Here is a 23,732-nt window from a genome sequence, read left to right as displayed (position 1 = left end):
CCTATCCCCTGTGTGCCTTGGCAGTCCTGCCGGTTTACCCGCTCCTCAATCCCTGCGTTCGGCCTCGGGCTTATTGGGGCAGTCAGAGCCAGATCAAGATCAAAATCTACAGCACAGCGGCCTACAGGCCGGCTTGAGTGGTAGAAGCCAGATCAAAAGCGAAAGCCAAAGCGAAAACCAAATCTGAAACTGCTGCGGCTCTGCTTTTCTGTAGGAGCTGGCTTGCCTGCGATGCAGACAACTTGGTCTCTCAGGTACACCGAGGCGAGGCCATCGCAGGCAAGCCAGCTCCCACATTTGACCGTGCTCGCTCTGGCTTTAGATTTTGATTTTGCCTTTGCTTCACACCACTCAAGCCGGCCTGTAGGCCGCTGTGTTCTTGATCTGCTTTTGATCTTGATCTTAGGCGCCCCGTTAAACCACGCTGGCCGAACGCAGGTAGTACGGAGCGGGTAAACCGGCAGGACGCCGGTTTAGCCGCGACGGGGCAGGGACGCCCCGTCGCGGCGGCCCGCGGAGTAATGCCGGAGTGAGGGCACACCGAGCCTAGGCGAGGTGCCGAGTGGTGGGGCAAGAGCGTTTTGCTTACTTTTGCGCTTTTCAAAAGTGAGCCGCTGTAAGAGCGGAACCCTAAGTGGCCGTTACCTAAATAACGGATATACACGCTAAGGCGCGCTCAGTTCTGTGATGGCTTTGATCAACACGTGGATGTCCGCCGCTGACGTCAGAAAGCCCGGCGTCACCCGAATACAACTGCCGAACGACGCGCCGCTGCGGGTCGTGGTAAACAGGTCATATTCCTTGAGCAACCGATCCGCCATCACCTGTTGATCCGGCTGATCAGTGAACTTGAACGAGGTGATCGCGCAATACAGCCGTGGATCGTCCGGCGTCAGCACTTCAATTCCCGGCAACTGCCGCACCTCGCTCACCCATAAATCCCGCAGGTAGTTGAGCCGGGCGCCTTTGGCCTTCGAGCCGCCCAATGCCCGATGCTCTTCGAACACCAGCGGCAACGTCATCAGTGCCGGGAAATTCGGCGTGCTGTACGGCGTACGCGCACGTACATCGGTGACCGGGTAGTGAAACTCGCCCATGTCGGGATCAATATCCGCCAGCCGCTGCGGGTCGATATAGATAAAGCCCAGGGTCAGCGGCGCGCCAATCCACTTGTGCAGGTTGAAGCCGGCAAACGCGATGCCCAACTGCGCCAGGTTGAACTCGATCTGCCCCAACGCATGGGCGCCATCCAGGATTACATCAATCCCGTGTTCTTTGGCGGCAGTGGCAATCGCCTCCACCGGCATTACCAGTCCGGTGCGGTGGGTCACGTAAGTCAGTGCAAGCAATTTCAGACGCGGGTAGCGCATGAACGCATCGCGATACGTCTGCACCAGGCTGTCGAAACTGGCCGGGTGTTCGTGGGCAATCTCGATGACCTCCACCCCACGGTTCTGCGCCAACCAGCGCATGGCGCCCTTGACGGTGTCGTATTCCAGGTCGCTGATCAGCACCTGGTCGCCCGGCTGCAGGCGGTTGTAGTTGCGGATCAGCGACTGCAAGGCATCCGAGGCGCAGCGGGTGAGGGCGACGGCTTCAGGGGCGGCGTCCATTAACTGCGCCAACTGGTTACGAATCTCGAGGTTTTCGCCCTGCTCGAAACGCTGGCGCACATGGATCGAATTGCTGCGATTGATGAAGGCTACGTGGTCCTGATACTGCTGCAGCACTGCGCGGCTCATGCGCCCGAAGTACCCGTTTTCGAGGTTGATCGGGCCGGGCTCAAGGTCGTAGCGCTGGGCGATTTGGTGCCAGTGTTGTTCGTCGCGGGTACTGTCCATGTGCGTGCTCTATTAATGACGAGGGGCTGGCTTGCCGTGTTTGGCGCGCAGCGGTTCCAGCAGTTCGGACAAGCCGTTGTGGTCGATTTCCTGCATCAGTGCCAGTAACCCCCCCAACTCGCCGTGAGGGAAACCTTCACGGGCAAACCAGTTCAGGTAGGGCCCAGGCAGGTCGGCAATGATCCGGCCCTTGTACTTGCCGAAGGGCATTTCGCGGGTGATCAGCAGTTCAAGTTTTTCAGGGTTCATTGGGGCTTCAAGTGTTTGAGTCGATGCGTTGGAAAATACAGGCATTCTGCATGGAGGCCAAATGACAGATCATGCAAATAAAGCGGATACAGATTTTTGGTTAATATTTAACTTGTTGAAATGTAAGGATTAATTTGTTTTTCAAAAGCTGGCACGGGCGCTGCAATTACTAAAGCACGTTACTTAACCCGCGAAGGAATTGAAAAATGACTGATATCAACAAAGAATCGATCTCCGTACTCAATGACCTGATCGAGACCAGCAAGGACGGCCAGGAAGGCTTCAAGACCTGCGCAGAAGACATCAAGCATCCAGAACTCAAAGCCCTGTTTGCCAAACGTTCCGTTGATTGCGCCACCGCCGCTGCCGAACTGCAGACCGCCGTTAAAGCACTGGGTGGCGATCCGGAAAAATCCGGCAGCGTCGCTGGCGCCCTGCACCGTGGCTGGGTCGACGTGAAGTCGCTGGTCACCGGTAAAGATGAAGAGGCTGTGCTGAACGAAGCCGAGCGCGGTGAAGACCACGCGTTGAAGGCTTACAAAGAAGCGATCGAGAAGATCAACAAGCACAACCTGCTGGGTATCCGGGACCTGGTGGAGCGTCAGTTCCACGGCGCGCAACGCAACCACGACCAGGTGAAAGCCCTGCGTAACCAGGCACGCGCTCAGTCTTGAGCCCGGCCTGAATAGAAAAAGCCCCGCAGATGCGGGGCTTTTTTATGCGTGGTGGTTTAACCGATGCTGATGGCCGGCAGCTCGGTCAGGGTCACGGTCTGCTGCTTGCGCGGCGCGAGGATCTCGGCTTCACCATCCACCACCAGCTCATCGCGCTGGTTGAATACGCGGGTGGCGATGCGCACGCGAAACTTCGGCAGCTTCTCCAGGATTTCCAGACGCACGGTCAGGGTGTCGCCGATTTTTACCGGCTTCTGGAAAGTCATTTGCTGGCCGATGTAGATGGTGCCGGGCCCAGGCAACTCACACGCGACTGCCGCGCTGATCAGGGCGCCGCTGAACATACCGTGGGCAATGCGTTCCTTGAATATGGTCGCCTTGGCGAATTCGGCGTCCAGGTGCACCGGGTTGTGGTCGCCGGACATCGCCGCGAACAGCTGGATATCGCGCTCTTCGACGGTCTTGCTGTAGCTGGCGGTCTGGCCGACTTCGAGGGCTTCGTAAGGCGTGTTGGTAACCTGGGTCATCAGATGGTGCATCCTGTGGCTAATCGATAATCTTAATGTATTGATTTTAAACGAAATATCATTCGCAGCGAGCGGGGCGGCGCAGTATTGCAGCCTGGTCCAGCCACGTCAGCACATCGGCTGTGACCGCATCACGGTTGGTTTCGTTGAATAATTCGTGGCGCGCCTGCGGGTAAATGCTCAGCTCCAGGTTCTGGCAGCCGGCTTCACGCAAAGCGTTGGCCAGACTTTTGAGACGCTTGCCTTCACTGACCGGATCACATTCTCCGCCCATTATCAGGATCGGCAGGCCCGGATCGATCTGAGCGAGATTGGACGCTTTGCTGATTTGCTGCAAGCCGCTCAGCAGGTCGATCCACAGCTGGTTGGTGCAGCGAAAGCCGCAGAGCGGGTCGCTGACGTACTTGTCGACCTCGGCCGGGTCGCGGCTGAGCCAGTCGAAAGCGGTGCGATTGGGTTTAAATGCCTTGTTGAACGATCCAAATGACAGGAAATCAATCAGCGCACTGCGCCCGCGCAAGCCCTGGCGCAAGCGCTCGATGTGGGCGATCACCTTGGCTGCGCCGTACAGCGCCACCGGCTGGAAATTCGAGCCGCTGAGAATCGCCCCGTTGAGGCTCGCGCTGTGGTGCAGCAGATACGCCTGGGCAATGTAGCTGCCCATGCTGTGGCCCAGCAGAATGATCGGCACCCCCGGCGCCTGCTGGCCGATGTGCTGATTGAGGCTCGCCAGGTCGCCCACCACTTTGTTCCAGCCATCTTTCTCGGCAAACAGCCCCAGGGTGCCTTCGTCGGCGGTGCGCCCGTGGCCGCGCTGGTCAGGGGCGTACAGGCCGTAACCGGCGTCACACAACGCCTGGGCCAGGCGCCCATAGCGGCCACTGTGCTCGGCCATGCCGTGGGCCAGCATGATCAACGCCTTGGGCGGCCCGTCCGGCAGCCATTGGTTGACGTACACCCGACTGCGGTCATTCGCGGTCAGCCAGAAAGTGGTGTGGTTCATGGCGCTTCCTTTGCTCAGGGTCGTTGCAGTGTATAGCTCATCTGCCCGCGGCTGCTGGATCAGCGCTGGCCTTGGCAGGGAGATTCACACAATCAATGACGCATCTTGTTGTATTTGCCTGATTGACCATAGCTGCTAACGTCCCCAAAGCTCCGCTTTCATCGCAGCATCAAAAGCGGCCGGACCACTCAGGTAAGAGGACAAGAATAATGCAACCTGATTTCTGGAATGACAAACGCGCGGCCGGGGTTCCCAACGAGATCGACCTCACGGCCTACAAGTCGGTGATCGAAGTCTTCGAGCGGTCCTGCAAGACCTTTGCCGATCGTCCGGCGTTCAGCAACATGGGGATCACCCTGACCTACGCCGAGCTGGATCGCCGCAGTGCAGCGTTCGCCGGTTACCTGCAATGGCACACCGACCTCAAGCCGGGTGACCGCATTGCGGTGCAGATGCCCAACGTCCTGCATTATCCGATTGCCGTGTTCGGCGCCCTGCGCGCGGGGCTGATCGTGGTCAACACCAACCCGCTGTACACCCCGCGGGAAATGCGCCACCAGTTCAAGGACGCCGGCATTCGGGCGCTGGTGTACCTGAACCTGTTTGGCTCGCGGGTAGAAGAAGTCAGTAAAGACACCGAGATCGAATACCTGATCGAAGCGAAGATGGGCGACTTCATGCCCGCCGCCAAGGGCTGGCTGATCAACACCGTAGTCGACAAGGTCAAGAAGATGGTCCCGGCGTACAACCTGCCGCAGGCCATTTCCTTCAAGCGCGCCCTGAGCATGGGCGCGGGCCAGGCGCTCAACCGCCACCCGGTGACCCTCGATGACATCGCGGTGCTGCAATACACCGGGGGCACCACCGGGCTGGCCAAGGGCGCCATGCTCACCCATGGCAACCTGGTGGCCAACATGCAGCAGGTGCGGGCGTGCATGTCGCAACTGGGCGACGACGGCCATCCGCTGATCAAGGAAGGGCAGGAGGTGATGGTCGCGCCGCTGCCGCTGTACCACATCTATGCCTTCACCGCGAATTGCATGTGCATGATGGTGTCGGGCAACCACAACGTGCTGATCACCAATCCCCGGGACATTGGCGGCTTTATCAAGGAGCTGAAAAAGTGGCGCTTTACCGGGCTGCTGGGGCTCAACACGCTGTTTGTGGCGTTAATGGACCACCCGGATTTCAAGACCCTGGATTTCTCCCACCTCAAGCTCACCAATTCCGGCGGCACTGCGCTGGTCAAGGCGACGGCCGAGCGCTGGCAGCAACTGACCGGCTGCGCGATTGGCGAAGGCTACGGCCTGACCGAAACCTCACCGGTGGCCAGCACCAACCCGTATGGCGGCAAATCGAAGCTGGGCACCGTGGGCATTCCGGTGCCGGGCACGGCAATGAAGGTCGTCGACGACAGCGGCGTGGAGTTGCCGCTGGGCGAGCGGGGCGAGCTGTGCATCAAGGGCCCGCAAGTGATGAAGGGCTACTGGCAGCAACCGGTGGCGACCGCCGAGACCCTGGACGCCGAAGGCTGGCTCAAGACCGGCGATATCGCCGTGATCGACCCGGACGGCTTTGTGCGCATCGTGGACCGCAAGAAGGATCTGATCATCGTCTCGGGCTTCAACGTGTACCCCAACGAGATCGAAGACGTGGTGATGGCGCACCCGGCAGTGGCCAGTTGCGCGGTGATCGGCGTGCCCGACGAGCGCACCGGCGAGGCGGTGAAGCTGTTTGTGGTGGCCCGTGCGCAGGGCGTGAGCCTTGAAGAGCTGAAGACCTACTGCAAGGCCAACTTCACCGGCTACAAGGTGCCCAAGCACATTGTGTTGCGTGAGTCGTTGCCGATGACGCCGGTGGGCAAGATCCTGCGCAGGGAATTGCGCGACATAGCCTGATTTGAAATAAGGTCAAAAATGTGGGAGCGGGCGGGCTTGCTGTGGTGAGCGGGCTTGCCCCGCGCTGGGCTGCGAAGCAGCCCCATCAATCTGTAGTGAACCCGATGGGGGGGCAAGCCCCCTCACCACAGCAAGCCCGCTCCCACATCTGGTTTTATTCATTCAGTTTAATCGTGCTAAAGCCCATGCCAGAGCCTTTTCTCGGCTTATAGAATCTTTGCTCTAAAAATGACTATTAGATATTCTTGAGTCATGTTTATGACCGTAGGGGCCTCTTTTGGCTCTAGGCGGCCCTTGGCAAAGCTGCTACTCTCGGCGCGCTTTGTGACCTCTTGGCCTGCTTTTAACCGCCAGACTCACCCAAAAACAAACAAATAATAATCGCATCAAATGCGATGAATGAATTCGCGTCGCTGAGGAGTGGGCTTCCATGATCGAAGACTTTTGGAAGGATAAGTACCCCGCCGGGATTGCTGCAGAAATCAATCCAGACGAGTATCCGAATATTCAGGCGGTACTGAAGCAGTCCTGCCAACGCTTCGCCAACAAACCGGCTTTCAGCAACCTGGGCAAGACAATCACCTACGGTGAACTGTACGAACTGTCCGGCGCCTTTGCCGCGTACCTGCAACAGCATACCGACTTGCAGCCCGGTGATCGAATCGCCGTGCAACTGCCCAACGTCCTGCAATACCCGGTCGCCGTGTTCGGCGCCATCCGTGCTGGCCTGATCGTGGTCAACACCAACCCGCTGTACACCGCGCGGGAAATGGAACACCAATTCAACGACTCCGGTGCCAAGGCCCTGGTCTGCCTGGCCAACATGGCGCACCTGGCTGAAAAAGTCGTGCCCAAGACCTCCGTCAAGCACGTGATCGTCACCGAAGTCGCCGACCTGTTGCCGCCGCTCAAGCGCCTGCTGATCAACAGCGTCATCAAGTACGTGAAGAAGATGGTCCCGGCGTACCACTTGCCCAAGGCGATCAAGTTCAACGACGTATTGGCCAAGGGCCACGGCCAGCCGATCAACGAAGTCAGCCCCGCCAGTGACGAAGTCGCCGTGTTGCAATACACCGGCGGCACCACCGGCGTGGCCAAGGGCGCGATGCTGACCCACCGCAACCTCGTCGCCAACATGCTGCAGTGCAAGGCGCTGATGGGCTCCAACCTCAATGAAGGCTGCGAGATCCTCATCACCCCGCTGCCGCTGTACCACATCTATGCCTTCACCTTTCATTGCATGGCGATGATGCTGATCGGCAACCACAACATCCTGATCAGCAACCCTCGCGACCTGTCGGCGATGGTCAAGGAACTGTCGAAGTGGAAGTTCAGCGGCTTTGTCGGCCTGAACACCCTGTTTGTTGCCCTGTGCAACAACGACGCCTTCCGCAAGCTGGATTTTTCGGCGCTGAAAGTCACCCTGTCCGGCGGCATGGCCCTGCAATTGGCGGCGGCCGAGCGTTGGAAAGCGGTCACCGGTTGTTCCATCTGCGAAGGTTACGGCATGACCGAGACCAGCCCGGTGGCCACCGTGAACCCGATCCAGCACATCCAGATCGGCACCATCGGCATTCCGGTGCCGTCGACCCTGTGCAAGGTCATCACCGATGACGGCGTGGAGCTGGCGCTGGGTGAAGTGGGCGAGCTGTGCGTCAAGGGCCCGCAAGTGATGAAGGGCTACTGGCAGCGCGAAGAAGCCACTGCCGAGATCCTCGACAGCGAAGGCTGGCTGAAGACCGGTGACATCGCGATCATCCAGCCGGATGGCTACATGCGCATTGTCGACCGCAAGAAGGACATGATTCTGGTCTCCGGTTTCAACGTGTACCCCAACGAGCTGGAGGACGTGCTGGCGGGCTTGCCAGGCGTGCTGCAATGCGCAGCCATTGGCGTGCCGGACGAGAAGTCCGGGGAACACATCAAGATCTTCATCGTGGTCAAGCCGGGTGCCACCCTGACCAAAGACCAGGTGATGGAGCACATGCGTGCCAACGTCACCGGCTACAAGGTGCCCAAGGCCGTGGAATTCCGCGACGCACTGCCGACCACCAACGTGGGCAAGATCTTGCGCCGTGAACTGCGGGATGAAGAGCTGAAGAAGGCCGGCTTGAAGAAGTAACCGGTCTAAAACAAAAAGCCCCGCAGATGCGGGGCTTTTTATTGAACGCTGATCCCGCCACTTGAAATGCAATCCAAATGTGGGAGCTGGCTTGCCTGCGATAGCGGTGGGCCAGTCAAAGCAGTGTTAGCTGACCCACCGCTATAGCTCCCACAGGTTACAGTGCGAACTGCGCAAAGCTCACACCAGCACCCGCCGGGCGTACATCCTTGAGGAACGAATCCTTGTCGGCGCTCAGCTCCAGGGTAATCTCCGGCTTGCGCTTGCCGGCATTGCGCACCACCAGGCCTTCAAGCTTCTCGCGCAAAAACACGGTCGGCACTTTCAAGTGCAGCAACTGGTCGCTTTCGGCGTTGTGCATCAACAAGTGAATCCACTCGTACTGGCCTACGGCAATCCGGCCCACCGGCAGGTCGAACCACCAGATGTTGCGTTTGCGGTCCAGGTCGGTGAAGTGGCAGTTGTTGACGCCGAGTACGGCACCGCCCAGTTCCTGGTTTCTGCGGGCAATGGCCTGTGCTTTATTGAGTTTCATAACCTTCCTACGGGATCTGTTATCCAGCGCTTGCGCCTGGATGTGCCCGGCATTCTCGTGGGTTGGCCGCAAAACATAAAGCCCAACCTGCTGCCGATGAGCAAATGCGCGATGAAATGCCCGCAAAAAATAATTGAAACTCTCTGGAAAGGCCAAGGGTCAACGATTACGTAGTGACCAAAATCCTTGATTGTTCCCAGGAGAAATACCATGAGTAGCACATCGGATAAGGCAAAAGGTTTGGCGAACGAAGCCGTCGGCAACATCAAGCAAGGTGTTGGCAAAGTCACCGGCAACGACAAGTTGCGGGCTGAAGGCGTGGTTCAGGAAAAGAAAGGCGAAGTGCAAAAAGCAGTCGGCGACACCAAGGACGCGGTAAAGAAAGCGGTCAAATAGTCCCGACCTGGCTGCGTGCATTCCAGCAGCCCGACGGCCATCCACGGATGGCCGTTTTTGTGTCACCTGCAGTGATTAAAGTTTGGAAATTGTTTCAAGGTCGCCAAATGGGCTACCTTGATGTAGAAAACGGCCCCTGAGTCGCCCACGAACTCAACCTTTTTGCGGCGAAAGGAGACGCTATGATTTTTCCGGTATTACAAGGCTTGCCCTTGCACAAAGTGCTGGTGCGCACCGTCACAGAGTTCCTCGATGACGAAATGCCTACGTACGCCTCGGCACTGGCCTACCAGATGCTGTTCTCACTGTTTCCCTTCCTGCTGTTCCTGATTGCCCTGATCGGTTTCCTGCACCTGCCGGACTTCTTCACCTGGCTGCGCATGCAGTCGGAACTGGTGTTGCCGCCCCAGGCCCTGGAGCAGGTCAACCCGGTAATCGACCAGTTGCAGCAATCCAAAGGCGGCCTGTTGTCGGTGGGTATCGTGATTGCGCTGTACACCGCCTCGGCGGGTGTGCGTCTGATGATGAGCGCGATGAACGCCGCCTACGACGTGGTGGAAGGCCGGCCGATCTGGAAACGTTTCCCGCTGTCGATTTTCTACACCGTTGGCATCGCCGGCATGTTGTTGGCCGCCGCAGCGTTGATGGTGCTCGGGCCGCAGGTGATGGAATGGCTGGCGGGGCAGATCGGCATGCAGGAATTCGTGGTCACGCTGTGGACCATCCTGCGTTGGCCACTGATCGTGATCCTGCTGATGTTCGCCGTGGCCTTGATGTACTACTTGATGCCTGACGTGAAGCAGAAATTTCGCTTTATCACCCCGGGTTCGGTCCTGGCGGTGGTGGTGTGGATCATCGCTTCCCTGGGTTTTGGCTACTACGTCAAAACCTTTGCCGACTACAACGCCATGTATGGCAGTATCGGCGCGATTATTGTGTTGCTGCTGTACTTCTACATTTCCGCCGCTGTGCTGTTGCTGGGGGCGGAGATGAACGCGGTGATCGAGCACATGTCGGCCGAAGGCAAGGACCCTGGTGAAAAGGACTTTGGCGAGCACGACGACAAACAACATGTCTCAGGCCTTGGCCGGGACCACTCACTCAAGCCCACTACCGACGAAGTCTGATCGATGATCCGTGAAATCCTGAAAATGGGCGATGAGCGCCTGCTGCGTATTGCCCCGCCGGTTCCGCCGGAGATGTTCGACAGCCCCGAGTTGTGGCAGTTGATTGATGACATGTTCCAGACCATGGAGCACGTGGGGGGTGTTGGCTTGGCCGCGCCGCAGATCGGAGTGGACCTGCAACTGGTGATCTTCGGTTTCGAGAGCAGCGAACGCTACCCGGACGCGCCCGCCGTGCCCCAGACCATCCTGATCAACCCGTTGATCACGCCCCTCAGCCCGGTGCTGGAAGAGGGCTATGAAGGTTGCCTGTCGGTGCCGGGCTTGCGCGGGGCGGTGGACCGTTATCAGCAGATTCGCTACGAAGGGTTTGACCCCAAGGGCGAGCCGATTGTGCGGATTGCCGAAGGCTTCCACGCGCGGGTGGTACAGCACGAATGCGATCACCTGATCGGTCGGCTGTACCCGTCGCGGATTACCGATTTCAGCAAGTTCGGGTTTATCGAAGTGATGTTCCCGGACATGGATCCCACAGCAGACGAGTGACCTTCAGGTAAAACACAAATCAAAATGTGGGAGCTGGCTTGCCTGCGATAGCATCACCGCGGTGTAACTGATACACCGAGGTGCCTGCATCGCAGGCAAGCCAGCTCCCACATTTAGGCCATGTTCATTCAGCTTATTTAGCCGGCTTCACAAACCGCAACGTCATCCGGTCCGACTCACCAATCGCCACATACTTCGCCTTGTCCTTCTCCCCCAACGTCAACGCCGGCGGCAAGGTCCAGACCCCGTCCGGGTAGTCCTTGGTGTCTTTCGGGTTGGCATTCACCTCGCTCTGCCCCTCAAGCTTGAACCCCGCGTCGGTCGCCAGTTTCACCACATAGGCCGTGGTCAGGTAACCGCTGTGCTTGATGTCTTCCAGCGAAGCCCCGTCCTTGGCCCGGTGATCCACCACACCCAGCACGCCGCCCGGTTTCAACACCTTGAAGAATGCGTCGAACATCGCCGGCGCGGTATCCGCCATCACCCAGTTATGCACGTTGCGAAAGGTCAGCACCGTGTCCGCCGAGCCAGGCTTGCCCAGCACCGGTGCCTTGGGATCGAACTCGGTAAAGCCGGCCTTTGAGTAATGCACCGGGTCTGCGGCGAATTTCTTTTTCAGGTTTTCTTCTGAGGTACGCGCATAAGCACTGCTGCTTGGCGCCTGCACCGCAGCGATGTAATGGCCGTTGTCCTTGAGCAGCGGGGCCAGCACTTCGCTGTACCAGCCGCCACCCGGGGTGATTTCGATCAGGGTCTGGTTGGCCCGCAGGCCAAAGAATTCGAGGGTCTGTTGCGGGTGACGATACACATCCCGTGCGCTGTTGGCCGGTACCCGCCAACTGCCGGCAAGCACGGTTGCATACTGCTCGGCGGAAACCGGGGCTTCGGCTGCCTGGCTCAAGGCCGGGGCGAGGAGGGCTGCAAGGGATAAAGCTGCAAGGGTCGCTTTCATGATCATCCTGGTAATGGGCCGCTAGTGCAGCCGAGGCTAGCATGGTGCCCAAGACCGCTGATCACACTTTATTGAAGGTCGACCTCACCAACGGTTCTAAGCCCATGGCGATCATGGGCTTGTTGCGTTTGTAGCGCACCAGGCGTTCGGACAGGGACTGCGGCAGCAACGTGTCCTGGGTAAAACCGAGGCGCTGGTAAAAGCCTTCCAGCTCCGGATGGCACAGCAGCCACACCGTGCCGTCGACGCGGGTGACCGATGCCCGAATCAGCCGCGCCGCCAGCCCCTGGCCACGCAACGCCGGGTCCACAAACAGCCCGGTCAGCCATTGCCCGCCCACCACCGGCGTCAGGCACAGGCCCGCGACAATCTCGCTGCCCTTGGCCACCCATAACTGGCCGCCCTTGAGGGCTTTCATCGGTGAGTGGTGGCTGCGGTAAAACTTGTTCAGCAGCGGCCACAAAGGCTCTGCCAGTCGATCGATGTGCAACTCGGGCATGGTTTTCAAACACACAGGTTCCGGGGCTGCGGATTATAAGTCGGGCAAAGCGCCTTCTGCTGGGCAATAGGTGTTATACCCAGTGTTACATCCCCTGTAAGTGGAGCACGCATCATGGCCAAAGGTCTGAATTCCAAGAAAGCTGACAAGAAGAAACCGGCAAAGACCGCCGACGAAAAACGCGCCGACAAAAAGGCCAAGAAAACCGACAGCAATCTGTTCGGTCATTAAGTTCTAAGCTAAGCACCAAACGATCTGCAAGATTTTCCCGCCTCATTGCACAGAGCAGGATGAAGCCGACTTTTTCGTCGGCCACGCCTGCCCTGAGCTGCCGATGTCCAACTACCTTGATGAAACCCAGCGCCGGGAAATCGAAGCCCTGGCGAATTCCTTTACCGTCCGCACCGAGTGGCCGACCTGGCTGCTGCTGATGGGCGTGTACGCCGGCTGGTTTGCCGTGATCCTTGGCAGCCATTGGCTCGGCCTGTGGCTGAGTACCGCGCTGCTGATCCCGATCGTGGCGTTGTGGATGTCCCTGCAACACGAACTCCTGCACGGCCATCCCACCCGTTTCACGGCCCTGAACAAAGTCCTCGGCTACGCCCCTTTTGCCGTCTGGTATCCCTACACCCTGTACCGCAACTGCCACCTTGTGCACCACAACGATGAAGACCTGACGGTGCCCGGCGTCGACCCGGAAAGCCGCTACCTGAATCAGCGGCAGTGGGACGCCAGTTCACTGTTCGAGCGCACCCTGCATTGGCTGACCAAAACCGTCCTCGGGCGCTTCCTGCTGGGTTCGCCCCTGGCGCTGTGGAAGCTGGCGCGCAACGAGTTCAGGCGCCTGCGCCAGGGCCAGCGCCAGGCATGGTTGATGTGGCTGAGCCATGGCACCGTGACCGTGCTGATGCTGACCTTCATCGCCCACTACAGCGCACTGCCGGTGTGGCACTACGTGGTGCTGGTCAGCGTGCCGGCCTTGTCGGTGGCGGCGATCCGTTCCTACTATGAGCATCGCCCGCACCCGCAACCGGAACAGCGCACGGTGCTTAACGAAGCCGCCTGGCCGTGGACCTGGCTGTTCCTCAACAACAACCTGCACCTGGTGCACCACGATTTGCCGAAGCTGCCGTGGTACCTGCTGCCCACTGTCTACCGCGCGCGCCGCGAACAATGGGTGGCGCGCAGCGGCGGGTTCCTGGTGCAGGGTTACGGCCAGTTGATCGGCCGTCACGGGCTCAAGGCCATCGACAGCCCACGGCACCCCTTTGCTTGAGAGACAACCATGAGTGATCGCTACGCCGAATTGCAGATGTACGTGGCGCCGCAGCCCGTACAACAGGCCAACGAGCGTTGGCTGTCGCGCATCCTGGAGCACCTGGGCGCGACTCGCCGCAACGCCGACCACCTCGACCTGCGCAGCCTGTGGCGCGCCCCCGAATTGCTGCTGACGCAAACCTGCGGCTACCCGCTGATGACCGAGTTGCGCGGGCAAGTCCAAGTGATCGGCCGCCCGCGCTACGAGCTGGCCCACAGCAGCGGCGGCGTCCATTGCAGCCTGCTGCTGACCCGCGACGACAATCCACGCGTTGCCTTGGCCGACTTTTATGACAGTCGCGGCGTGATCAACGGCCATGACTCCAACAGCGGCATGAACCTGCTGCGCGAACGCCTGGCGCCGTTGCAGCAGGGCGGTCGGTTCTTTGCCGACGTCGGCATCAGTGGCGCCCATCGCGAAAGCCTGCGCTGGCTGCGGGAAGACCGGGCGGACCTGGCCGCCATCGACAGCGTGACCTTCGACTACCTTGCACGCTTTGCGCCGGATGAAGTGGCCGGGCTGCGAATCGTCAGCCGCAGTGCGCCCAGCCCGACGTTGCCTTACATCAGCGCGTTGGGCGCCAGTGAAGCCCTGCGTGAAGCCATGAACCTGGCCTTGCAGGATCTGCCCGAGGTGGTGCAAACCCTCGGCGTACACGAAGTGCTGCCCGCCACTGAAGCCGATTACCAGGTGTTGCTGGATTACCGGCAACAGGCCGAAGCCTTGGGTTATCCAAAGCTCCAATGATCGTTCCCACGCTGAGCGTGGGAACGATCTGTTACGTAGAGGATAGGAACTATAGGTTATATAAAAATACCTTTTAAATATTATTAAAGAATAAGCAGCCTTGCTAGGATCGCTCCACCGGAACACCGGACATAACGCGCAACCTACTCAGATGGAGCCACTATGTCCGGCGCCGACACTTCTCACAGCGACTACGTGGGCGGATTATTCCGCAGTCATTACGACTGGCTGTGCAGCCGTTTGCACCGTCATCTCGATTCCCGTGCCCACGCCGAAGACATTGCCGCCGACACCTTCGTCCAGCTCTTGAGTTCCCCGGGCGTGGCGCCGATTCGCCAGCCTCGCGCCTTGCTCACCACCATCGCCCAGCGCCTGATGTACCAGCTGTGGCGCCGCCGTGACCTGGAGCGCGCTTATCTCGACGCCCTCGACCAGGACGAAACCTCGCCCGCGCCATCCCCTGAGGACCTGGCGCAAATGCTCGAAGCCCTGCAGGCCATCGACGAGTTGCTCGACGGCTTGCCGGCCAAGGTCAAGGCGACCTTTCTGCTGTCGCAACTCAATGGCCTGACCTACCCGGAAATCGCGGCGGAGCTGGGCATCTCCCAACGCTCGGTCAGCGACTACATGACCCGCGCCGTCAACCGCTGCCTGCGGCTGTGCCTGGAATGACCGACGAACTGATCGACAGCGCCACCCGCTGGGTGGTGTTGCTACGCTCCGGCGAGGCGAGTGCCGCCGACTGGCAGCGCTACCACCAATGGCGCGCCGAAGACCCGCGCCACGAAGCGTTGTGCCAACAACTGGAAACCCGCCTCGGCGTGTTTCAAATTCCGCAGGCCCAAGGCGTCAGCGGCAAGGTATTGCAGCAGGCACTGGACGCGCCCTCCAGCCGCCGCAGCGTGTTGCGTGGCGCCCTGGTCGGCGCTGGCCTGATGCTGGGCGCCGGTTGGCTGGCCCGGCCAATGGTGGAGGATTTGACCGCCGACATTCGCACCGGCACCGGCGAGCGGCGCACCGTGGAGTTGGCCGATGGCAGTGAGTTACTGCTCAACGCTCGCAGTGCCGCCGACATCCAATTCGACCCGCAACGCCGCGTGGTGCGCCTGCGCGACGGCGAGCTGCTGGCGAAGATTGCCAAGGACAGCAACCGACCGTTTTTCATCCAGACCGACCAGGCCCGGCTGCGAGCCTATGGCAACCGCCTGTTGCTGCGCGAGCGTGAAGGGCAGGGCCACGTGGTGGCGCTCAACGGCGCGCTGGAGATCGACGGCCAGAACGGTGAGCGCCTGCAACTGGAGGCCGGGCACGAGGTCACTTACGACCGCTTCGGCTTCGGCCCGGTGCTGGCCAGTTCTTCAGGGGCGACCGCGTGGGTCGACGGCTTCCTGCAAGTGCGCGACCGCCCGCTGGTGGAGGTGATCGATGCCCTGCGGCCGTACCACAACGGTGTACTGCGCCTTGATCCGGCGGTGGCGGGTTTGCGGGTCAGCGGCTTGTACCGTCTCGACAATCCCGACCAGATTCTCGACACCCTGGCCCGCACGCTGCCGATCCATATCACCCGCCGGACCGGGTTGTGGGTGACAGTCAGTGCCACATAAAAACGGTTCGCCCCGGTCAATGTGGGAGCTGGCTTGCCTGCGATGCAGACACCTCGGTGCCGCAGTTGCACCGAGTCGATCCCATCGCAGCCTCGCTAAAGCTCGACAGCTCCCACATTTGATCGAGTCGCGTCCCAAGGTCGGTTCTAACGACATAACCAAACGATCTGCAAGTTTTGCCCCGGCCATCCCACATCACTCCCGTAAGCGCTGCGGGGAGCAGCGCTCAGGAGTTTCCTTGGGGGGAGCCAACATGAACCCATTCAACCGTACACCGCTTCGAACCTTTGCCCTGGTGCCGCTGGCCAGTCTGTTCCTGTCGTTCGCAGCCAGCGCTGAAGACGCGCGGCAGGTCTACCACATCGCGCCTGGCCCGCTGGATGAGGTGCTGCTGAACATCAGCCGCCAGAGCGGCCAGGTGATTTCGTTCACGCCGCAGTTGGGTAACTATTCCTCGGCCCGTGTCGACGGTTCGCTGTCGGCGCAACAGGCGGTAGACGCCGCGCTCAAGGGCACCGGCCTGCAAGTCCAGGTCAGCCCGGACGGTGCATTCATCATCAAGGAAGGCGCCAAAGCGCTGCCTGCCAGCAACAGCATCAAGGCGCAAACCGCCGAGGCCCAGGCGCCGACCCTCGACCGCGTGGTCGCCATCGGCACCCGTCGCAGCGACGCCACGGCCCTGACCAGCAGCGCCCCGGTAGATGTGATCAACGCCGAAGAACTCAAGCAAACCGGCGCCACCAGCCTTAACCAGGCGCTGTTCCAACTGCTGCCCTCATTCAACTTTCCACAGAACAACAGTGCGACCCGCGGGCAAGACCCCAAAGGCGCCTCCCTGCGCGGCCTGTCGCCTGACCAGACCCTGGTGCTGATCAACGGCAAGCGCCGGCATACCTCGGCGGTGGTGAATATTTCCGGCGGCGTGCCGTTCATTGGCGCGCAGCCGGTGGACCTGGACATGATCCCCATCAGCGCCATCGACCATGTCGAAGTGCTGCGCGATGGTGCCTCGGCGCAGTACGGGTCTGACGCGGTGGCCGGTGTGGTCAACATCGTGCTCAAGGAGCGCGATAGCGGTGGCGGCATCAACACTCAACTGGGCAAGTACGCCCAGGGCGACGGTTTCAGCAAAACCACCGACGGCTGGTACGGCATCGGCTTGCCGGGGGACGGTTTCCTGACCCTGAGCTTCAACACCCTGAACAACAAACCCGATGACATCGGCGACAAATACGTCGCCGACGGCCAGGTACAAGACCCGCGCTGGGGCGGTGCCGGGCGTGACAAATACAACCTGGCGGCCAACGCCGAAATCGGCCTGAACGACCAGTGGCGCCTCTACAGTTTCGCCACGTTCGGCCAGGACACTTCGGTGAACAACACGCCGCCACTGCTGGCCAGCAGTCCGAACAACGTTGCCGGGATTTACCCCAACGGCACCATCCCGAAATACCGCTATCGCTATGAGGACGGCGCAATCACCGTCGGCACCCGCTACGAAGACGAGAGCATCGGCCGCTTCGATTTGAGCGCCACCTATGGCCGCGACGAGCACGATGAGCTGGCCTTCAACACCGTCAACCCGAGCTATGGCCTGAACAGCCCGACCAAGTTCAACGTCGCCACCCTGGTCAACGACCAGACCAACATCACCCTGGATTACGCCAAGGATCTGGACGTCGACTGGTCGAGCCATCCGCTCACCGTGTCGGCGGGCGTGGCCTACCGGCATGAACAATATCGGCTGGAGGCGGGCGACTACGACTCCTACTCCTATGGCGGCATCGATGGTGTGCAGGTGGGCGCCGTGCAGGCTTCGGGCCTGACCCCGGACGACGCCGGTACCTTCAAGCGTGACGTGGGCGGCGTGTACTTCGGCCTGGAAAACCAGGTGACCGACAAGCTCCAGGTCGGTATTGCCGGGCGTACCGAGCACTACTCGGACTTCGGGTCGGCCACCACCGGCAAGCTCTCGGCGCGCTATGACTTCACCCCGAAAGTCGGCTTGCGGGCCACGGTCAACAACGCCTACCACGCCCCAAGCCTGGGCCAGATCGGCACCTCCTGGACCACCACCACCAACCTCGACGCCAACGGCAACCCGGTGCTGACCCGTATGCTGCCGGCCGACAACCCGGCTGCCCGCGCCCTGGGTGCCCAGCCGCTGAAGCCCGAGAAGTCCACCAACTACTCCCTGGGCCTGGTGCTGCGCCCAACCGACCAGGCCTCGCTGACCATCGACGCCTATCAGATTTCGATTCGTGACCGCCTGCTGTTCAGCGGCGGCATTTCCGGGCCGCTGGCCGAGCAGATCCTCAAGGATGCCGGCTACGGCCAATACTCCTGGGCGCAGTTCATGACCAACGCCGCCGACACCCGCACCCGTGGCGTCGACATCGTGGGCAAGTACAACCTGGACCTTGAGCAGTTCGGCAACCTGAACCTGTCGGCGGGCTACACCAAGGCCCGCACCACCATCGAAAAAGTTCACGAAAACCCCAACGGTTTCGAAGTGCTGACCCGCGAATCCCGAGGCTTCCTGGAGCACGGTTACCCGGAAGACAAGCTGGTGTTTGGCGCGGTCCACAAACTCAACCAATGGACCATCGCCCTCAACGAAACCCGTTACGGCAAGTACCGCAAATATGCGTCCAGCGAAGCCAACGCCCAGTACGACCAGACCTTCAGCGCGCAATGGACCACCGACCTGGACGTGAACTACGCCTTTACCAAACAACTGCGGGTGTCGGTGGGCGTCAACAACCTGTTCGACAGCAAGCCTGACGACTACAACACCCGTTTGCGCCAGACCCCGGGCCAGCAATACAGCTACCTGTCGCCGACGGCGCCGGAAGGGGCGTTTTACTACACGCGGCTCAGTTATGACTTTTAACCCACACCAAACTTAGGTGGAAAAGCTTTTTTGTGGTGAGCGGGCTTGCCCCGCGCCGGGCTGCGAAGCAGCCCTAAAACCGGCTGCCGAGTTCTGTCTGTAGGAACACGGTGACTTGATTGGGGCTGCTCCGCAGCCCGGCGCGGGGCAAGCCCGCTCACCACATTAGGCCCGTTCACCCCATTGGAATCACCTTCTTTCACCGAACAACTACGAGGTTGACGATGAACCACTTGAAAAAAATACTGAGCAGCAGCCTCCTGGCACTGAGCTTGTTGGCCCAACACACCCCGGCCGCCGAACCCGTCAAACCGATCCACTTCGGTGACATCACCTGGGAAAGCGGCAGCCTGATTACCGAAGTGCTGCGCCTGATTGTCGAGAAAGGCTACGGCCTGCCCACCGACACCTTACCCGGCAGCACCGTGAGCCTGGAAGCCGCCCTGGCCAAGGACGATATCCAGGTGATCGGCGAAGAATGGGCCGGGCGCAGTCCGGCGTGGGTCAAGGCCGAAAGCGAAGGCAAGGTGTTCGGCCTGGGCGACACCGTCAAAGGCGCCACCGAAGGTTGGTGGGTGCCGGAATACGTGATCAAGGGCGACGCCGAACGCGGCATCAAACCCCTGGCCCCGGAGCTTAAATCCGTCGCCGACCTGGCCCGCTACAAAGACGTGTTCCGCGACCCCGAAGACCCGACCCGTGGGCGCTTCCTAAACAGCCCCACCGGCTGGACCTCGGAAATCGTCAACAGCCAGAAGATCAAGGCCTACGGCCTGACCGACAGCTTCGTCAACTTCCGCACCGGCTCCGGCGCGGCGCTGGATGCGGAGGTGGCTTCGTCGATCCGTCGCGGCAAACCGGTGCTGTTCTACTATTGGTCGCCGACGCCCCTGCTGGGTCGCTTCAAGTTGATCAAACTGGAAGAACCACCGTTCAACGCCGAAGCCTGGAAGACCCTGGCCGACGCCAACAACCCGCACCCCATCGGTACCCGTTCGATGCCGGCGCACTTGGCGATTGGCGTGTCGGCGCCATTCAAGGCGCAGTACCCGCAACTGGTGACGTTCTTTGAAAAGGTCGACCTGCCAATTGACCTGCTCAACGGCATCCTCGCGCAAATGGCCGAGAAGCGCACCGCGCCGCGCCTGGTGGCTGAAGCGTTCCTGAAAGAACAACCGCAGGTCTGGCAGCAATGGGTGCCGGCGGACGTCGCGGCCAAGGTCAAGGGGAGTCTGTGATGCACAAGCTCATCGCGGCCACACTGTTGGCGCTGTGCGCCGGGCCCCTGCTGGCGGCAGAGCCGGCCACCCTGCGCGTCGGCTACCAGAAAAGCTCGGTGAGCATGGTGCTCGCCCGTGAGCATCACCTGTTCGAAGAAGGGCTGCCGGGCACCAAGGTCGAGTGGATCGAATTCCTCGGCGGCCCGCCGCTGATCGAAGCCTTGAACGGCGGCAGCATCGACATCGGCAACATCGGTGACATCCCGCCGATCTTCGCCCAGGCCGCCGGCATCGACATTCGCTATATCGGCGTCGAACCCAATGACGGGCGCACCGAAGCCATCCTGCTGCCCAAAGACAGCACCGTGCAGAGCGTGGCCGAACTCAAGGGCAAACGCGTGGCGCTGCTCAAGGGCTCCAGCGCCCACAACCTGTTCCTCAAAAGCCTGCTGCGGGCCGGCTTGCAGTGGAAGGACGTGAACGTGGTGTACCTGTCGCCCTCCGACGGCCGTGCGGCGTTTGAACAAGGCAAGGTCGACGCCTGGGTGGTGTGGGACCCGTACTACTCGGCGGCCGTGGTGGACGGCTCGGCAAAAGTATTGGGGGATGGCCAGGGGTTGAATCCGGCGGGCAGTTTTTTCATTGCCAGCGGCCCGTTCGCCAAGCAACACCCGCAGGCGATTGCGGCGATTCTCAAGGTGTTTGCCCAGGCGCAGCGATTGTCCCTGGACCAGCATGACGAAAGCGTCGCGCTGATGGCCAAGACCCTGGGCCTGCAGCCGGCGGTGGTGGAAAGCTACTTCCAGCATCGGTCGCCGACGCCGAGCCGGCCACTGGAAGCCGTGGACATTGCCAACCAGCAACGCACGGCCGACGCGTTTTTTGCCAACGGCCTGATCCCGAAAAAGGTCGATGTGCAGCAAGTCGTGTTCAAGGCCCCGTAACGTTTCCGGTATGCGAGTACCCCTGTGGCGAGGAAGCTTCTGTGGCGAGGGGGCTTGTCCCCCGTTGGGCTGCGAAGCAGCCCTGAAAGCTGCCAACCCGCTCTGTCTGAAAAAGTTCGGCGATCTTATTGGGGCCGCTTCGCGGCCCAACGGGGGACAAGCCCCCTCGCCACAATGAGCCTTCCGGCCACAAAAAACTCTCAAAGTCCCTTCGTAACCCATCAGTGAGCAGACCATGCAACCGATCTACATCGACTTTCTCAACGGCCTGGACATCGACGAACTGGCCCTCACCAACGACGAAATCCTCAACGCCATCGAATCCAGCCTCGCCATCCAGGGTCGCCGTGAGGCGGTGATCGAGCCGCGCATGCACCTGATTCCCGGTGGCGACATCAACGGCCACTTCAACGTGCTGCGCGGCGTATTGGGCGGCGCGATCGGCTACGCCGGGGTCAAGGTGGTGGGAGATTTTGTCGACAACTACCGCAAGGGCCTACCCTCGGAACTGGCGATTCTCAACCTGCTGGACCCGGCCACCGGCATCCCCAAAGCCATCCTCGACGCCTCGGCGATCACCGACATGCGCACCGGCGCCGTCACCGCCATCGGCGCCAAATACCTGGCCCGGCCTGACAGTAAAATCCTCGCGCACATCGGCGCCCGTGGCACCGCCTATTGGAACGTGCGCTTGCTGGATCACCTGTTCGACTTCGACGAGATCCGCGTGCATTCACGCCGCAGCGAAAGCCGCGAAGCCTTCGCCGAACGCCTGCGCCGCGACCTCGGCAAGCCGGTGATTGTCACCGACGATTGGGAGTCCACGGTGCGCGGCGCCGACATCGTGGTCGAGGCGTCACGCCTGGATCAGCCCCAACCCTTGCTGCATACCGAGTGGATCAAGCCCGGTGCGTTCGTTGTGCCCTACGGCACCATGAGCGCGGTGGAACTGTCGTTGACCGACATCATGCACAAGCTGGTGGTGGACGATTGGGGCCAGTGCAAAGGCGGCATGTTTGGCGCATTGCGCGCCCATGTCGATGCCGGAAAACTCAGCGCCGAGACCCTGCATGCCGAGTTGGGGCAGATCGTGGCCGGCTTGAAAACCGGTCGGGAATCACCTGAGGAAACCATCTTGTTCTGGCACCGTGGGTTGAGCCTCAGCGATATCGCCTTGGGCCATGCGCTGCTGGAAAAATCCAGACGCCTCGGGATCGGCCAGCGGCTGCGCTGGGCATGATTCACTTCGATCCCGATGGCCTGGCAATTGAGGATTTGCTGTCGATTGCCCGGCAAGACGCACCGGCTGATTTCAGTAGTGCCGGCCGCCAGCGTATCGACGAAGGGCATCAACTGTTGCAGCGCCTGGTGGCTGAAGGTACGCCGATTTACGGCGTGACCACCGGCCTCGGTGCAGCGGTGGATACGCCCGTGGCGCCGGTGCAGGCCAGCATTCCACTGGGGCGTGCGGTGGGCGTGGGGCGCCTGGCCAATCGGCCGGAACTACGGGCGATTACCGCTGCTCGCCTGGCCGGGTTGGCCCAGGGGCGCTCGGGTATTTCGCCGGGGGCGGCGCAGGCGCTGCTGGACTTGCTCAATAGCGGCGTCGAGCCCGAGGTGCCGTTGCTCGGGTCGTTGGGCGAGAGCGACCTGGCGCCGTTGGCGCATTTGAGCCTGGCGCTGAATGTGCCGCTGACCGGTAAGGATGGCCTGGCGCTGGTGTCGGCCAACTCCGCGAGTATCGGCCTTGGCGCCTTGCTGGTGGCCGAGGCTGAGGGAGCCTTGCAGGCGCTGTTGGCGGCGCTGGCGTTGTCGTGTGAAGGCTATCGGGCCAACCTCAGTCCGTTCCAGCCATGGGCTTCGCGGTTGCGTCCGGCGCCGGGTCAGAGTGAGCAGTCAGCGGCGTTGCTGCAGTGGGTGGACGGCGGCGAATTGGCCGACAACCCACGCCGTCTGCAAGATCCGTTGAGCTTTCGCTGTGCCACGGTGGTTCAGGGCGCGGCGCATCAAGCAGTGCAGCAACTGCGTGAGCTGGTTGAGCTGGAACTGGCCAGCGGTGCGGACAATCCGGCGTTGATCAGCGAAGAGGCCTTGGTGCTGGCCACGGCGAATTTCGACAGCACGCACCTGGCGCTGGCGGCAGAAGGATTGGGCCTGGCATTGAGCCGTGTGGCAGCGTGCAGCGCCGAGCGGATAGCCAAACTGTTGTCGCCGGCGTCCAGTGAGCTGCCGCGCTTTCTGATCAATCAGCCGGGGCAGGTGGGCATGGCCGCGTTGCAGCGCACCAGTTCGGCGTTGGTGGCGGAGATCGGGCATTTGGCCAATCCAATCCCGGCGGTAAGCGTGCCGGTGGCAGATCGCGTGGAAGATTACGCGGGCCAGGCGCTGGCAGTGATCGAGAAAACCCGGCAGTTGGTGCAGCGGGTGGTGTGGCTGGGCAGTATTGAACTGATCGTGGCCGCGCAGGCGGTAGACCTGCGCGGCACGGTTCAACTGGGGCAGGGCTCCCGGCGTATTCATCAGGCGGTGCGCCGCCAGGTGGCGCACCTGGATCAGGATCGCTCGGGGTCGGTGGATGTGTTGGCCTTGGCTACATTCATCGAAAACGATGGCTTGAAACCCATTCTCTAAAACAATGAA

Annotated in this window: 22 protein-coding genes; 15 read left to right on the top strand and 7 right to left on the bottom strand. The window is 61.0% G+C overall.

Translation table 11 applies throughout. The features are described from left to right. Positions 1 to 665: 665 nt before the first annotated feature. Together MUM_RS0111475 and MUM_RS0111470 are read right to left on the bottom strand one after the other, a co-directional pair. Positions 666 to 1,841 carry an aminotransferase class V-fold PLP-dependent enzyme gene (locus MUM_RS0111475; RefSeq protein WP_010169857.1) on the bottom strand — a complete coding sequence of 392 codons (1,176 nt, stop codon included), beginning with the start codon at positions 1,839 to 1,841 and terminating at the stop codon, positions 666 to 668. 12 nt (positions 1,842 to 1,853) lie between these two features. Continuing rightward, the gene (locus MUM_RS0111470; RefSeq protein ID WP_003213031.1) at positions 1,854 to 2,090 is read right to left on the bottom strand and encodes a DUF3820 family protein; all 237 of its coding nucleotides are present in this window, start codon (positions 2,088 to 2,090) and stop codon (positions 1,854 to 1,856) included. 206 nt (positions 2,091 to 2,296) lie between these two features. On the opposite strand from MUM_RS0111470, the gene MUM_RS0111465 reads away from it, so the two are divergent. Beyond that, on the top strand, positions 2,297 to 2,764 hold the full coding sequence (locus MUM_RS0111465) for a ferritin-like domain-containing protein (RefSeq protein ID WP_010169856.1): 468 nt from the start codon (positions 2,297 to 2,299) through the stop codon (positions 2,762 to 2,764). A 56-nt stretch (positions 2,765 to 2,820) separates the two neighbouring features. On the opposite strand, the gene MUM_RS0111460 is transcribed toward MUM_RS0111465, so the two are convergent. Both MUM_RS0111460 and MUM_RS0111455 read right to left on the bottom strand, forming a co-directional pair. Next, complete coding sequence (locus tag MUM_RS0111460) at positions 2,821 to 3,291, bottom strand: MaoC family dehydratase (RefSeq protein WP_010169855.1); 471 nt, start codon at positions 3,289 to 3,291, stop codon at positions 2,821 to 2,823. A gap of 58 nt (positions 3,292 to 3,349) precedes the next feature. Beyond that, positions 3,350 to 4,294 (bottom strand): alpha/beta hydrolase, encoded by a 945-nt coding sequence (locus MUM_RS0111455; protein WP_010169854.1) that lies wholly within the window; start codon positions 4,292 to 4,294, stop codon positions 3,350 to 3,352. A gap of 209 nt (positions 4,295 to 4,503) precedes the next feature. Between MUM_RS0111455 and fadD2 the strand changes: the two genes are divergently transcribed. Together fadD2 and fadD1 are read left to right on the top strand one after the other, a co-directional pair. Then, positions 4,504 to 6,192, top strand: coding sequence for a long-chain-fatty-acid--CoA ligase FadD2 (fadD2, locus tag MUM_RS0111450; protein ID WP_010169853.1), 1,689 nt, complete (start codon positions 4,504 to 4,506; stop codon positions 6,190 to 6,192). A gap of 430 nt (positions 6,193 to 6,622) precedes the next feature. Further along, the gene (gene fadD1 / locus MUM_RS0111445; protein ID WP_010169852.1) at positions 6,623 to 8,314 is read left to right on the top strand and encodes a long-chain-fatty-acid--CoA ligase FadD1; all 1,692 of its coding nucleotides are present in this window, start codon (positions 6,623 to 6,625) and stop codon (positions 8,312 to 8,314) included. 157 nt (positions 8,315 to 8,471) lie between these two features. Here fadD1 and MUM_RS0111440 read toward each other — a convergent pair whose 3' ends face one another. Continuing rightward, on the bottom strand, positions 8,472 to 8,849 hold the full coding sequence (locus MUM_RS0111440) for a hypothetical protein (protein ID WP_003213043.1): 378 nt from the start codon (positions 8,847 to 8,849) through the stop codon (positions 8,472 to 8,474). 210 nt (positions 8,850 to 9,059) lie between these two features. Here MUM_RS0111440 and MUM_RS0111435 point away from each other — a divergent pair, with 210 nt between their 5' ends. The 3 genes from MUM_RS0111435 to def all read left to right on the top strand — a co-directional run bounded on the left by MUM_RS0111435 (position 9,060) and on the right by def (position 10,915). After that, positions 9,060 to 9,245: a CsbD family protein gene (locus MUM_RS0111435; RefSeq protein ID WP_003213044.1), complete on the top strand. Its 186-nt coding sequence runs from the start codon at positions 9,060 to 9,062 to the stop codon at positions 9,243 to 9,245. 182 nt (positions 9,246 to 9,427) lie between these two features. Then, positions 9,428 to 10,372 carry a YihY/virulence factor BrkB family protein gene (locus MUM_RS0111430; protein ID WP_010169851.1) on the top strand — a complete coding sequence of 315 codons (945 nt, stop codon included), beginning with the start codon at positions 9,428 to 9,430 and terminating at the stop codon, positions 10,370 to 10,372. 3 nt (positions 10,373 to 10,375) lie between these two features. Then, entirely contained in the window at positions 10,376 to 10,915 is a 540-nt protein-coding gene (gene def / locus MUM_RS0111425) for a peptide deformylase (RefSeq protein ID WP_003213049.1), read from the top strand. A gap of 133 nt (positions 10,916 to 11,048) precedes the next feature. On the opposite strand, the gene MUM_RS0111420 is transcribed toward def, so the two are convergent. Further along, the gene (locus MUM_RS0111420) at positions 11,049 to 11,867 is read right to left on the bottom strand and encodes a class I SAM-dependent methyltransferase (protein WP_010169850.1); all 819 of its coding nucleotides are present in this window, start codon (positions 11,865 to 11,867) and stop codon (positions 11,049 to 11,051) included. Between the two features lie 61 nt (positions 11,868 to 11,928). Next, positions 11,929 to 12,366 carry a GNAT family N-acetyltransferase gene (locus tag MUM_RS0111415; RefSeq protein WP_029615854.1) on the bottom strand — a complete coding sequence of 146 codons (438 nt, stop codon included), beginning with the start codon at positions 12,364 to 12,366 and terminating at the stop codon, positions 11,929 to 11,931. Positions 12,367 to 12,700: 334 nt separating this feature from the next. Between MUM_RS0111415 and MUM_RS0111405 the strand changes: the two genes are divergently transcribed. The 9 genes from MUM_RS0111405 (at position 12,701) to MUM_RS0111365 (ending at position 23,723) form a co-directional block, all read left to right on the top strand. Continuing rightward, positions 12,701 to 13,642, top strand: a complete 942-nt coding sequence (locus tag MUM_RS0111405) for a fatty acid desaturase (protein WP_010169848.1) — start codon at positions 12,701 to 12,703, stop codon at positions 13,640 to 13,642. Positions 13,643 to 13,651: 9 nt separating this feature from the next. Further along, a complete protein-coding gene (locus MUM_RS0111400) occupies positions 13,652 to 14,431 on the top strand; it encodes a phosphate/phosphite/phosphonate ABC transporter substrate-binding protein (protein WP_010169847.1) in 780 nt (259 codons plus the stop codon). 162 nt (positions 14,432 to 14,593) lie between these two features. Continuing rightward, entirely contained in the window at positions 14,594 to 15,103 is a 510-nt protein-coding gene (locus MUM_RS0111395) for a sigma-70 family RNA polymerase sigma factor (protein ID WP_010169846.1), read from the top strand. Beyond that, complete coding sequence (locus MUM_RS0111390) at positions 15,100 to 16,035, top strand: FecR domain-containing protein (protein WP_010169845.1); 936 nt, start codon at positions 15,100 to 15,102, stop codon at positions 16,033 to 16,035. The genes MUM_RS0111395 and MUM_RS0111390 overlap by 4 nt, the downstream gene beginning before the upstream one ends. Positions 16,036 to 16,288: 253 nt before the next feature. Then, positions 16,289 to 18,928: a TonB-dependent receptor gene (locus tag MUM_RS0111385; protein ID WP_010169844.1), complete on the top strand. Its 2,640-nt coding sequence runs from the start codon at positions 16,289 to 16,291 to the stop codon at positions 18,926 to 18,928. Positions 18,929 to 19,152: 224 nt separating this feature from the next. Further along, on the top strand, positions 19,153 to 20,166 hold the full coding sequence (locus MUM_RS0111380) for an ABC transporter substrate-binding protein (RefSeq protein WP_010169843.1): 1,014 nt from the start codon (positions 19,153 to 19,155) through the stop codon (positions 20,164 to 20,166). Next, positions 20,166 to 21,092 (top strand): aliphatic sulfonate ABC transporter substrate-binding protein, encoded by a 927-nt coding sequence (locus tag MUM_RS0111375; protein WP_010169842.1) that lies wholly within the window; start codon positions 20,166 to 20,168, stop codon positions 21,090 to 21,092. Before MUM_RS0111380 ends, MUM_RS0111375 begins: the two co-directional genes overlap by 1 nt. 235 nt (positions 21,093 to 21,327) lie before the next feature. Beyond that, positions 21,328 to 22,332 (top strand): ornithine cyclodeaminase family protein, encoded by a 1,005-nt coding sequence (locus MUM_RS0111370; RefSeq protein WP_010169841.1) that lies wholly within the window; start codon positions 21,328 to 21,330, stop codon positions 22,330 to 22,332. Beyond that, positions 22,329 to 23,723 carry an aromatic amino acid lyase gene (locus tag MUM_RS0111365; protein WP_010169840.1) on the top strand — a complete coding sequence of 465 codons (1,395 nt, stop codon included), beginning with the start codon at positions 22,329 to 22,331 and terminating at the stop codon, positions 23,721 to 23,723. Before MUM_RS0111370 ends, MUM_RS0111365 begins: the two co-directional genes overlap by 4 nt. The last annotated feature ends 9 nt before the right edge of the window (positions 23,724 to 23,732 follow it).

The sequence above is a fragment of the Pseudomonas sp. PAMC 25886 genome (assembly GCF_000242655.1).
Lineage (GTDB): Bacteria > Pseudomonadota > Gammaproteobacteria > Pseudomonadales > Pseudomonadaceae > Aquipseudomonas.
Note: the sequence above shows the minus strand (reverse complement) of the source record. Positions and strands in the feature narration are given on the sequence as shown.